The sequence below is a fragment of the Aliivibrio wodanis genome (assembly GCF_052920805.1).
In genome coordinates this window covers 803,405-815,885 of the sequence record NZ_JBREXA010000001.1, presented here as the reverse complement: position 1 = coordinate 815,885, position 12,481 = coordinate 803,405, and the positions used below count along the sequence as shown (strand labels likewise).

Here is a 12,481-nt window from a genome sequence, read left to right as displayed (position 1 = left end):
ATGATAAATACCAACGAGTTGGGTTTATACTATATAGCTGACATTTATTAAGATAAATAGAGTAGAACTTATAGGCTGCTTCAGAGTCTGTATTTATTATTGTTGATTGTATTCTTAATAGTAGTATTCTACATCAATTATACGGTTGGCTTATGATAGGTTAACGAGAACAGAACGATAGGAAGTGCATGATGAACCCATTATTTTTCTTATGTGGACAAGAAAGTATTCCTGTTCAAACCGATTTAGTTTATGACATGAAAGATGATCAAGTCATGATGCGCTTTATTGGTATTCGCAACTTATTAGTAAGTGAACATTATTGCGTTCTTCAATTTCCAACTCAATTAGAATCTAATGCAAAAATACTTGGTGATGGATTTCAAATGCTGGCTCAGACTGCAGGCCAACTTGATGCACCAATAGAAATTGGTCGTTGCCCAGATAATAGTTCAAGCTACCGATTGTATTCTGAAAAGGCACATAAACGTTTTTATAATTACCTGGTAATTGAAGAGTCAGATGGTTTTACACTATTTGGTTTTACTTCTTGTTATCGTTTTGCTGGTTACTTCGAACTACATAAAAATCAAGGGACAACCACAGTTGCAGCCTTTCTTAATGGTGAAGATACGCATCCACAAGATTGGGCAAGTAATCAAATGGAGGCTATTACTGTTATTAAAGCCGACTCATTAACGGAGTTATATGAGCTTTATGCAGCAAAGGTACAGCAACAACACCCAATTCGCCCAGGAGTTAAACAAAATGCTCCAATTGGATGGTGTTCTTGGTATGCTTATTATGCAGATGTTACTGAGAAAAATGTACTAGATAATGTTGAAGTTATGTGTAACGACCACAAAGAACTTGAATGGGTTTTATTGGATGATGGTTATCAAGCTTTCATGGGAGATTGGTTAACACCTTCAGAAAAATTTCCAAATGGCATTCAAGCGTTACTAAAAGAAATTAAAGCAAGAGGAAAAAAACCAGCAATTTGGATTGCGCCTTTTATTGCCCAACCAGAATCAGAAATATTTAAAACACACCCTGAGTGGTTTGTACGACATAAAAATGGTGATTTACTTAAAGCCGAAGACATTACTTATGGTGGTTGGCGTTGTACTCCTTGGTATATTTTAGATACATCTAAACAAGCTGTTCAGATCCACCTAACAGATGTTATTCGTACGATGCGAGAAGAGTGGGGCGTTGAGTTATTTAAATTGGATGCTAATTACTGGGGTTCACTAAAGGGACAGCGAATTCAGTCTGGGATCACAGGTATTGAAGCATATCGTTTAGGAATGCAGGCCATTATTAATGGTGCCGGTGATGCACTAATTCTTGGGTGTAATGCACCAATGTGGCCATCTTTAGGTCTTGTTGATGCGATGCGAATTTCAGATGATGTAGAGCGTAACCCTGAACGTTTTAAGCAGATAGCAAAAGAAACATTTTATCGTAGCTGGCAGCATCGTAAATTATGGCAAATAGATCCAGACTGTATTACGTTAACGTCGCTACCAAATCAAGGTACAGAGAGAAAGTATTATGAGTTCCATCGTACAGTCATCTTGGCTTCTGGTGGTCTAGCGTTATCTGGTGATCCATTACCAGAGATGAATATTTTTGCTAAAAAAACATGGAAAAATTTATTGTCTCGACTTAGGTTGACCCAAGAGTCAGCGCAGTTTCAATCTCTTTCAAATAGACACTGTGTGTTAAGATTAAATCATCAGCATGAACTGCACTGTATTTTTAATTATGATGATGAAATTGCTGAGTTTACACTAAATACAGATCAGCTCTCTATCTGGCGTGATTTCTGGACTGGTGAACAATTGAACGAAGAGCCAATGCAAGTTTTACAGCTGACTTTAGAAAATGGATTAAGTAGCCGAGCAATTTTGGTTTCTATATAGATTGATATAATGTCTTAATTATCTGTTCCATCCATCGTTTTATATTGCATAAAGGATGGATGGAACAGTGACAAGAGTTAACTTATTCGTTTATAAACCATTAGCATTCAATTTTTGGTGTCGCGGCACTTAAACGCTGTTTCCTATCGTGAGTTGGGGCATCGAAATGGCTGCCTAATAAACGTTGTGTAATTGAATGTTGAGGGTTAGAAAAAACCTCTTGTGTTACACCTTTCTCTACCACCTGACCTTCATGCATTACCATTACTTTATCGGTAATATGCTTTACAACCCCAATATGTTGAGATACGTAGATAAACGAAATTGCCATCTCTTGTTGTAGCTCTAAAAATAGATTGATAATTTGAGACCTCATGGCCATATCTAATCCATTCAGCGCTTCATCAGCAACAATAATTGATGGCTGTAGAATCAATGCTCGTGCTAAACATACTCGTTGTTTCTGACCAGTAGCCAACATTTGAGGATAGAAGTAAGCATGTTCAGGTAATAAGCCAACACGTTGTAATGTGTCCTTTACACGCTGTTGACGAGCTTCTAGTGACATACTGGTGTTACGTTTTAATGGGCCTTCTAAGATACGACCAATCTGAATTCGTGGGTTTAATGATGAATTAGGATCTTGGAAGATCATTCGGATTAGCTTACAACGAGTTTTAAAATCTTTATAATCGAGCACTTCACCGTTTACCTTGATAATACCTGAAGTTGGTTCAACTACGCCTGCTAGCATACGTGCTAATGTCGATTTTCCTGAGCCGTTAGCACCAATAAACCCTAACGTTTGTCCTGCTTCTAAAGAAAAGCTAACAGGTTTCACAGCCTCCTTAATTTGTTTGCGAAAAAGACCAGTACGAAATACATAATCTTTTTTAAGGTCGGTTACTTCAAGAAGCGCAGTCATTTTTTTTCTCCTCAAAATTTAATGGGAAATGGCAGCTAAATTTATGATCTTTCACTTTTCGACCTTCAGGAATTTGGACACATTTACGTTGAGCATGAGGACAACGTGGACCTAGACGGCAGCCAATAGGTAAATGCTGCAATGGAGGAATAGTCCCAGGCAAAGACTCTAGCTTTGCTTTGTGGGGGATCCCATCTTTACTAAAGTCAGGCATTGCGCGTAATAAGGCATTGGTATAGGGGTGTTTTGGTGCATTTAGAATCTCTTTACGCCCTGCCGACTCAACTGACTGCCCACAGTACATAACTGTAATTCTATCAACCCATTGGGTTAGAGTAATTAAATCATGGCTAATTAATAAAATAGTGGTGTTATTAACTTGATTCATACGACTTAATAAACGGAATATTTGTGACTGCGTCACAGCATCTAATTCATCTGTTGGCTCATCTGCGATTAAAATACGAGGTTTATTGGCTATTGCCATCGCGATCATAACCTTCTGGCATTCACCATCAGTAAGTTCATAAGGGTAGCATTTCATAATGCGTTTATGATCTTTTATCCCGACTTTATGCAGTAGCGCTATAGCACCTTTTGTTCGCCAATTCCAACGCTGCCACCAACGACCTGTAAAATATTTTGATGGAATCGCTTCTTTTAGTTGATTACCTACTTGTTCAGAAGGGTCAAGACAGGTCGATGGTTCTTGGAAGATCATTGCCATTTCACGGCCAATAACTCGTCGTCGTTCTTTTGGAGATAGTGCCAATAGGTCAATATTACCTAAACGCATTCTATCTGCACTGATCTTCCAATTGTCTTTGGTTATTCCTAAAATAGCTTTAGCAACCAGAGATTTACCAGAACCTGACTCACCTACAAGACCACGAATTTCACCTTCATTAAGTGTTAAACTCATACGATCAACCGCTTTTACCATACCTTGAGGGGTTTCAAGTTCAATGGTTAAGTGACGAATATCTAATAATGGCATTATTCTGTCCCCGCATTTAACGCGCGCTGGATCCCATCACCGACTAAGTTAATGATGATAACGGTAAAAGTAATCACGATCCCTGGGAGCGTCACTGTCCATGGCGCAATATAAATTAACTCAATCGAATCACCTAAAATAGCCCCCCACTCAGGGCTTGGGGCTTGTGCACCTAGTCCAAGAAAACCTAAGGCTGTAATATCTAAAATAGCTACAGAGATCGCCAATGTCATTTCAGCTACGATAATGGCTAAAATATTAGGTAATACAGAGTTCCACAATAGATAAAAGTTATTCGCGCCATCTAAGCGAGCCGCAATAATGTAATCTTTTTCAACTTCATTGTGTACGGCGGTATAAACCGAACGAATGAAACGAGGGATCAAAGCAAGCCATATTGCTAGTAAGATATTAAATTCACCAAACCCCAAAAATGCGACAAAAATAATAGCCAGCAATAAAGAGGGGATTGATAAGATGGTATCTAGCAGGTGATTTAAGGCGCTAGATAGTAATCCTTTAGTCATACCTGCAAAAATACCAATAATGCAACCAACAAAGCCAGATAGTAGCGCAACCACCACGGCATAGCCAAAGGTGAGTTGTGAGCCTATAAGTAGTCTTGATAAAATATCTCGACCTAAATCATCTGTTCCTAAGAAAAATGCAACATCACCATCTGCATTCCAAGAAGGCGGCATTAATAAATTTTCAGACTGCCATTGTGGATCATAGGGACTGAGCCAAGACGACGTTGCAGTCACAATAATAATCAGCAGTAAACACCAAAATCCAAACATGGCTAATGAATTAGCACGAAAACTCAACCAGAAACGTTCTATTTGAGTAGGAATATGTTCTTCTTGATAGACACTATTTGAGAGCATAAAACTCTTTCCTTACTAATGGGTTTACAGCAGCACCTAATAAATCCGATAAAATATTCGCGAATAAAATAAATGATGCCACAGTAATTACACCTGCTTGAATTGCCACAAAATCCTGATTAATGATTGCATCAAGTAACCAGCGGCCAACTCCTGGCCAATTAAAAATAGATTCGGTGAGGATAGCAGCAGTAAATAACCCCGACAGCTGGATACCTAACTTAGGAATAATTGGTGGAAGCGCATTACGAATAATATGCTTTACCATGATTTCAAATTTAGATAACCCTTTAGTATGTGCAACTTTAATGTAGTTTTGAGTTATCACTGTAGATACTGAAGAGCGCATTAAACGAATGACTTCTGTCATAGGGGCGATAGACAATACTAGTGTAGGCAATATTAAGTGTTGGATGATATTTTCCAACATTTCAGCACGATAAGGAGATCGAGAAGCCAGTACATCAATAAAGGCAAATCCTGTTTTTGCATCAAATTCATACAATAAACTATAGCGGCCAGAAACAGGAGTAATGCCTAATTTTAAACTAAAAAACATTAATAATATCAATGCGATCCAAAATAGAGGCATTGAATATCCCAATAATGCGATGGATGATATAAGTGTATCTAAGGGTTTTCCTTGGCGCATTCCAGCAATTGTACCAATGGGTGTTCCAATTATTAAGGCGATAAAGAATGCAAAGAAACAGAGTTCCATTGTTGCAGGGAACACTCGAAGGATCTCTTCAAGCATATTAAGGCCATATTGATTTACCCCTAGATTACCATTCGCCAATTGGCCTAAATAAGTTATCCAACCAGAGAAAAAAGGAGCTTGAGACCAAGCAGAAGCTTGATCTAGACGTAAAATATTGAAGCCAATTAAGGTTAAGATAAGTAACGTAATAATAAATAAATTAAAACGACGTATAGTGTAAAACCACATTATTCTACCTCCTTAACTCTGAAAACATTGTGAAAAGAATATGTATTGAATGGGCTTAATGTAAATCCTTTCAATGAGGTTTGGTTAGCTTGATACTTCACACCATGAGCTAATGGAATTACTGGTAACTCTTCACTTAATAGATTCTGAATTTGGCGATATATATTTAAACGATAACGAGGCTGATTAATTTCTTTTGCTAAATTAAGTAAAGAATCAAACTCTTCATTACACCAATTGGCAGCACCAAATCCAGCTTGCTTCGCATCACAAGATAAAAGGGGTCTCATCATAGGGTCAGGGTCTGAGCTATTGGCATTCCACCCGGTTAGAATTAAATCTATCTCATTGTTTTCTAATTCATTTTCACTTAGTACATCACTGGTAATAATATTAAGCTTAATACCTAATTTTTCATAATCATTCTGAATTATCTCAGCTGATTTTTTAGGACTGGGGTTGTAAGAGTTATTATCAAGAGGGACCCACATCGTCAATGTTAATCCTTGTTTCACCCCTGCTTCACGTAATAACCCTTTAGCGTAATTAAGATCATATCGAATAAATGAACTGTCATCTCCATAGGCCCAAGAAGCTGGCGGTAAGATAGATTTAGCTTCTATTCCTGAATTATAGTAAACCGAATTAATCAAACTTGAGCGATCGATAGCTAAGTTTAAGGCTTTGCGTATTCTTTGATCTTGCAATAATGGCTTCTTCATATTAACAGCAATAAAGGCCACATTAGTTGCTGTTTGAGAGAAGAGGGTAAGATCATCATTTTGAATGATTACCGGTAATTGACTTGAAATAGGATTAACGACTACATCACATTCTTGGCGTAATAGTTTTGCTAATGAACCAGTGCCGCGACTTGAAATATCAAATACTATTTGTGACATTCTAGCAGCACCTTGCCAGTAGCTATCATGTCGTTTTAAACGAACCAGTTCACTTTTTTGGAATTGAGAAAGCTTAAAAGCCCCTGTCCCGATAGGCTTTAAATCGATTTGGTTTTTATTATCAGCAAGCGCTAATTTTAATGCATATTCTTCAGAATGAATTACCGCATATGATGTCGCTAGCGTAGATAAAAAAGTGTTATCAGGAGAAGATAAGGTAAATTCAACTTGATGTGGGTTGATTGCTTTCACTGATTTAACGGTTTGAGTAAAATTAATACTATTAAACCAAGGGTAGTTACCTGAATTCACATTATGGTACGAATTCTCAGGGTCTAAAATGCGATTAAAGCTGAAAACCACATCATGAGCATTAAGAAAACGAGTTGGCTTGAACCATTCGGTCGTATGAAAAGCAACATTAGGCTGTAAAGTAAAAGTATAGACTTTACCAGAGTCATCAACTTTCCAAGAGCTTGCTAAGTTTGCAGAAGGTTTTTGTGTTATAGGATCAATAATAAGTAAGCGATCATATATTTGAGCGCTAATGGCTTCTAAAATACTATTCTCATCAGAAATCTGTGGATTAAAAAATTCCACATTGCCAGATTCACAATAGATGAATCCAGTTTCATGAATTGTCTGTTTGATCCCCGCATCGTAACAGCCTGATAGGGAAAATATTCCCGTCACTGCTATGAGCATGCGCGTAATAATCTTCATAATGATCGCAGCTTTTATCAATTTAAATTAATGAACTTGTCATTTTATACTCAAGTGACTGGTTCTGCACTTAAATATCTAAGATTATCCCTTGATTGTGGTCAAGAGGTGGTGCTTTTTTAATAATCCACGAAATTGATGATAGGTTATGCCTAGTTCTTCAGCAGCTTTTCGTTGGTGGTGTCGTGTTTTTAATAGAGCCTGCTCTAATAATTGTTTTTCTTGTTCGATTTGAAACTGTTTTAAATTCAATGGTAATGAGGGTGTCGTATCTTGTTCCTTCTGCTCATTGAGTATAGCCGAAGAAGGAATGCTTAGTTGAGTCTTTTCCCAAGGTGAGGCAAAAGGATTGAGCTGAATATAATCAATTTGTGCTTCTTCATGATTATGCTTAAACACTGCTCGTTCAATACAGTTTCGAAGCTCACGTACATTGCCTGGCCAATCATAGCCTAGAATCTGTTGTTTTGCATGATAAGTAAACCCAGCGAAATAACTCAGGTTCATCTCTTGACACATTTTAATAGCAAAGTGTTCAGCCAACAATAAGACATCTTGTTCGCGATATCGCAGAGGTGGTAGATGAATTACGTCAAATGATAATCTGTCTAATAAATCAGCTCTGAATTTCTTTTCTTTCACGAGTTCTTGAGGGTTTTGGTTAGTCGCACAAATTAGTCGAACATCAGCTCTTAATGTTTGAGAACCACCCACTCGTTCATATTCACCGTATTCAATGACCCGAAGTAGTTTTTCTTGAACGGTTAATGGTGCCGTTGTGAGTTCATCTAAAAATAGAGATCCGCCATCAGCACGTTCAAAACGTCCTTGATGGCGTTGTTTTGCGCCAGTAAATGCTCCTGCATCATGACCAAATAGTTCAGAATCCAACGTACCAGAGCTAAGTGCAGCACAATTTAAGCTCACTAAAGGTTCATCCCATCGTTGTGATAGAAAGTGCAGACGCTGAGCGATGAGTTCTTTACCTGTGCCTCGTTCACCAAGAATTAAAATAGGTCTGTCAATTGCAGCAAGTTGCGAGGCGTGATCTAGTGAAGATAGAAATGCATCGGATTCTCCAATTAAATTATCTTTTCTCATTATAGCCCCACAATGTTGGTCAAAATAGCCAGTAAATAGTGGTTTTAATCATCACTTAAATCTGATTAGAGGTCAACTTTTTATAAGTTGTTGATTTTTATATAGTGAAAAGTTGGCATGCATTGTGTAATAGTCATAGTAAGTTTTAAAATATATGAATGAGATAACTACATATTGTTATCACTATTATTAAAGAGGAATAAATTATGGGTATTTTTTCACGTTTTGCAGACATCGTTAATGCTAATGTAACTTCATTGCTAGATAAGGCAGAGAATCCAGAAAAGATGATCCGCTTGATTATTCAAGAAATGGAAGACACCTTAGTAGAGGTTCGTACTGCTTCAGCAAAGGCGATTGCAGATAAAAAGGAATTAACACGTAAGATTGGTTCAATTGAAGCTCAAGTGACAGATTGGCAAGAGAAAGCAAGTTTAGCTCTGATTAAACAACGCGAAGATCTTGCTCGTTCAGCACTAATTGAAAAGCAAAAAGTGCAAGATGTGCTATCAAGCTTAAAAACGGAATTTATTCTGGTTGAAGAAGGTATTGAGAAGTTGACCACAGAATTAACTGAACTAGAGACTAAACTGACAGAGACACGTGCTCGTCAGCAAGCATTAGTTATTCGTCAGCAAACAGCACAGCATAGAAATGACATTAAAGCTCAAACACATTCTGGTAAAACAGAGCGAGCAATGGCGAAATTTGAGCAGTATGAACGTCGCATTGATGAATTAGATGCTCAAGCAGACAGCTACTCTGTAGGGAAAAGCAACTCTTTAGAACAAGAATTTGCAGAGCTACAAGCTCAAGATGAGATTGAAAAAGAATTAGAGCGTTTAAAAGAACAAATGAAGAAAGACGCATAATAGATTCATCTATAATGTCTATGTTTAATTGCATTTAAGGAGACAACAATGAGCGGATTTTTTGCTTTCCCCTTGGTTATATTTTTTATTTTTGTGGCACCGTTATGGCTGTTTTTACATTACCGAAGCAAAGGGAAAACAGCACAAGGTTTGTCGCAGGAAGATACGCAGTTACTTAAAACAATGACAGAACGTGCGGATAAAATGCAGCGTCGTGTGGAAACTTTAGAGAAAATCCTGGACGCAGAATCCCCAAGTTGGAGGGAGCGCTAATGGCTAATAAAGAGTTATATCGCGATACTCGAAATGGAAAAATTGGTGGTGTGTGTGCAGGTATTGCTCAGTACTTTAGTATTGAACCATGGATAGTACGTATTCTGGTTGTATCTGCCGCTCTGTTTAGTGCTGGTTTTCTAGTTATGTTAGCGTACTTTGCAGCTATGCTTTTTTTAGATAAAGCCCCAGTTGAAATGTACTATCGCGCTGAAGAAAGTCGTGAGCACACAGTCAAAAGTAAACCATGGCAAGCTGGCCAATCACCATCAGAAGTAATTAAACGAGTAGATCAAGACATGGCGAGAATGGAAGAAAAAATTCGTCGAATGGAAGGATATGTGACCTCTTCTGAATATAAGGTTCGTCGAGAGTTTCGTAATCTTTAATCTTAATGTAAATCTTGTTCATGGAGTGTTCAGAATTGGTTCTGTACACTCCATTTGTGTTTTTAGAAAAAGAATAAAAAGAGAATCGTAATGAGCAGATTAACCAAAGAAATGAATAAATTTGTCAATCGTAGTATGGATCGCCACGTTAAATTAGCGGTTACTGGATTATCTCGTGCAGGGAAGACTGCGTTTATTACTTCTTTTGTTAATCAGTGCTTACACGCAGCCTCAAGTGATAAATTACCTTTATTGTCAGTCACTCGAGAAGGGCGCATGATTGGTGCAAAACGAGTTTCCCAATCTAACCTTTCGGTCCCAAGCTTTACTTACGATGATGGTATGGAATCATTATTATCAGAGCCGCCAATGTGGCCAAAACCAACTCGTGATGTTAGTGAATTACGTTTAGCCATAAAATTTAAACCAAAATCAGGTTTGCTAAAACACTTACAAGATAGTTCAACCCTGCATGTTGATATTGTTGACTATCCTGGTGAGTGGTTATTAGATCTGCCGTTATTAGATATGGACTATCTTGAGTGGTCAAAGCAACAACAAGTGAGCTTAACGGGGCACAGGAAAATACTCTCTGAAATATGGTTAGAGGAAGCACAAAAATTAGACCCATTAGCCCCTGTTGATGAGAAGCAACTTGCTTATATTGCAGAACTATTTACTCAATATCTCCATACTTGTAAAGATGCTAAGGGGTTACATTGGGTGCAACCGGGACGGTTTGTTCTACCTGGAGAGTTGGCTGGAGCGCCCGTATTACAGTTTTTCCCATTTATGTTTTTGCATAAATACACCGAAGATGAATTATCAAAGGCAAGTAAAGACTCGAATATTGCAGTGCTAAAAAAACGCTATAAACATTATCAACAACATGTGGTGAAGAAGTTTTATAACGAACACTTTAGGCATTTTGATCGTCAAATCGTATTGGTGGATTGTTTACAACCATTAAATGCTGGGGAGCAGTCGTTTAACGATATGCGCCAAGCGGTTGATCAGCTAATGCATAGTTTCCAATATGGCAAAAGCTCAATGCTTAAGCGTCTATTTTCACCGAAAATTGATAAGGTATTGTTTGCTGCAACCAAAGCAGATCACGTTACTCCTGAACAGCATCCAAATATGGTGTCTTTATTACAGCAGATGATCCATCAAACATGGCAAGAAACTGCGTATGAAGGCATTAAAATGGAATGTATGAGCATTGCTTCAATTCAAGCAACCACCGCAGGAATGATAGATGAGGACGGTGAATTGTTTGCGGCAATTTCAGGTGTTAATTCAGAGCAACAGCCGATGATGATGTTCCCGGGTGAAGTTCCGCAACGTATTCCAACGAAAGCCTATTGGGAAACAAAGCCCTTTAATTTTATGAGCTTTCAACCTCTGAATAATGAAAGTGATAAGCCACTGCAACACATCCGAATGGATAAAGCGATGCAGTTCTTATTAGGAGATAAATTAGTATGAGTGAATTAAAGAAACAACGTATTTTTCAGTCACAAGCGTTACATCAAGGAAAGGAGTATCACCAAGAACAAGAGCCGATTGAATCTCTGAATACTCAAAAATTATTTGAAGAAAACGTTAAGTTTGTTCCTCAATCTATAGAAGAAGAGGAACTTGATGGTGTGGATATTGAAACGCCATTAATAAAAAAGAAAACCCATTGGAGTATTAAAACACTGATTGGTGGATTTCTTGGTTTAACAGTGTGGCAAAGTATTGATCATGTCATTACCGCAATTCAATCGGCTGATTTTCTGTCATTGGGGTGGGCTGGATTAATTAGTTTAGCGGCGGTGATGGGTGTAAGCGCGATAGGTCGTGAATTGTGGACATTACGAAAACTAAAAAATCGAGCAGAGATCCAACACCAAGTGGCTGAATTAGCTGAAGGTAATGGTATTGGTCAGGCAAAACCGTTTTGTGAAGCGTTAGCTAAGAAAGGATTAACGACAAATACTGCAGAATATACACGTTGGCAGAATAGCATTGAATCACATCATAACAACGCTGAAGTGTTTGAAATGTATGATTCTATGGTGGTTTCAGAGCAAGATAAACGAGCAAAAGCCTTAATCAGCAAGCATGCTGGTGAATCAGCGTTAATGGTGGCATTAAGCCCATTAGCCGTGGTGGATATGTTGTTGGTTGCGTGGCGTAACATTCGATTAATCGAACAAGTATCTCAAGTTTATGGTGTTGAGTTGGGTTATTGGGGACGTTTACGCTTGTTTAAAATGGTGCTGCAAAACATGGCTTTTGCCGGTGCAACCGAAATGGTGACGGATGTTGGTGTTGATATGCTTTCTACTGGGTTGGCGGGTAAGTTATCAACCAGAGCGGCACAAGGGTTAGGTATCGGCTTATTAACGGCACGTTTTGGATTAAGAACCATGAATCTAATGCGTCCATTACCATGGCAAGCCGGAGAAGCGCCTAAGCTTTCTGATATGCGTAAAACCATTATTGCTCAATTAGGATCCAAATTGAGTTCATAAGTTGAGAATTAGT

12 protein-coding genes are annotated in these 12,481 nt (G+C 38.1%); 6 read left to right on the top strand and 6 right to left on the bottom strand.

The genetic code is table 11. The annotated features are described in order from the left end of the window. Positions 1-188 precede the first annotated feature (188 nt). Positions 189-1,928: a glycoside hydrolase family 36 protein gene (locus ACU5DF_RS03815; protein WP_446711843.1), complete on the top strand. Its 1,740-nt coding sequence runs from the start codon at positions 189-191 to the stop codon at positions 1,926-1,928. 100 nt (positions 1,929-2,028) lie between these two features. Here ACU5DF_RS03815 and ACU5DF_RS03810 read toward each other — a convergent pair whose 3' ends face one another. The 6 genes from ACU5DF_RS03810 to pspF all read right to left on the bottom strand — a co-directional run bounded on the left by ACU5DF_RS03810 (position 2,029) and on the right by pspF (position 8,412). After that, a complete protein-coding gene (locus ACU5DF_RS03810; protein ID WP_045103650.1) occupies positions 2,029-2,853 on the bottom strand; it encodes a peptide ABC transporter ATP-binding protein in 825 nt (274 codons plus the stop codon). Then, entirely contained in the window at positions 2,837-3,850 is a 1,014-nt protein-coding gene (locus ACU5DF_RS03805; protein ID WP_045103651.1) for a peptide ABC transporter ATP-binding protein, read from the bottom strand. Before ACU5DF_RS03805 ends, ACU5DF_RS03810 begins: the two co-directional genes overlap by 17 nt. Next, positions 3,850-4,737 (bottom strand): putrescine export ABC transporter permease SapC, encoded by an 888-nt coding sequence (sapC, locus tag ACU5DF_RS03800; protein WP_045103652.1) that lies wholly within the window; start codon positions 4,735-4,737, stop codon positions 3,850-3,852. Before sapC ends, ACU5DF_RS03805 begins: the two co-directional genes overlap by 1 nt. Continuing rightward, entirely contained in the window at positions 4,724-5,686 is a 963-nt protein-coding gene (locus ACU5DF_RS03795; protein ID WP_045103653.1) for an ABC transporter permease, read from the bottom strand. Before ACU5DF_RS03795 ends, sapC begins: the two co-directional genes overlap by 14 nt. Then, positions 5,686-7,311 carry an ABC transporter substrate-binding protein SapA gene (gene sapA, locus ACU5DF_RS03790; RefSeq protein WP_446711842.1) on the bottom strand — a complete coding sequence of 542 codons (1,626 nt, stop codon included), beginning with the start codon at positions 7,309-7,311 and terminating at the stop codon, positions 5,686-5,688. Before sapA ends, ACU5DF_RS03795 begins: the two co-directional genes overlap by 1 nt. An 84-nt stretch (positions 7,312-7,395) precedes the next feature. After that, a complete protein-coding gene (gene pspF / locus ACU5DF_RS03785; RefSeq protein ID WP_446711841.1) occupies positions 7,396-8,412 on the bottom strand; it encodes a phage shock protein operon transcriptional activator in 1,017 nt (338 codons plus the stop codon). Between the two features lie 206 nt (positions 8,413-8,618). On the opposite strand from pspF, the gene pspA reads away from it, so the two are divergent. The 5 genes from pspA to ACU5DF_RS03760 all read left to right on the top strand — a co-directional run bounded on the left by pspA (position 8,619) and on the right by ACU5DF_RS03760 (position 12,468). Next, entirely contained in the window at positions 8,619-9,284 is a 666-nt protein-coding gene (gene pspA / locus ACU5DF_RS03780; protein ID WP_446711840.1) for a phage shock protein PspA, read from the top strand. 48 nt (positions 9,285-9,332) lie between these two features. Further along, complete coding sequence (pspB, locus tag ACU5DF_RS03775) at positions 9,333-9,557, top strand: envelope stress response membrane protein PspB (protein WP_045103657.1); 225 nt, start codon at positions 9,333-9,335, stop codon at positions 9,555-9,557. Then, positions 9,557-9,946, top strand: coding sequence for an envelope stress response membrane protein PspC (gene pspC / locus ACU5DF_RS03770; protein ID WP_045103658.1), 390 nt, complete (start codon positions 9,557-9,559; stop codon positions 9,944-9,946). Before pspB ends, pspC begins: the two co-directional genes overlap by 1 nt. A 90-nt stretch (positions 9,947-10,036) precedes the next feature. Further along, entirely contained in the window at positions 10,037-11,434 is a 1,398-nt protein-coding gene (locus ACU5DF_RS03765; RefSeq protein ID WP_446711839.1) for a YcjX family GTP-binding protein, read from the top strand. Then, a complete protein-coding gene (locus ACU5DF_RS03760) occupies positions 11,431-12,468 on the top strand; it encodes a YcjF family protein (RefSeq protein ID WP_446711838.1) in 1,038 nt (345 codons plus the stop codon). Before ACU5DF_RS03765 ends, ACU5DF_RS03760 begins: the two co-directional genes overlap by 4 nt. Positions 12,469-12,481 lie beyond the last annotated feature (13 nt).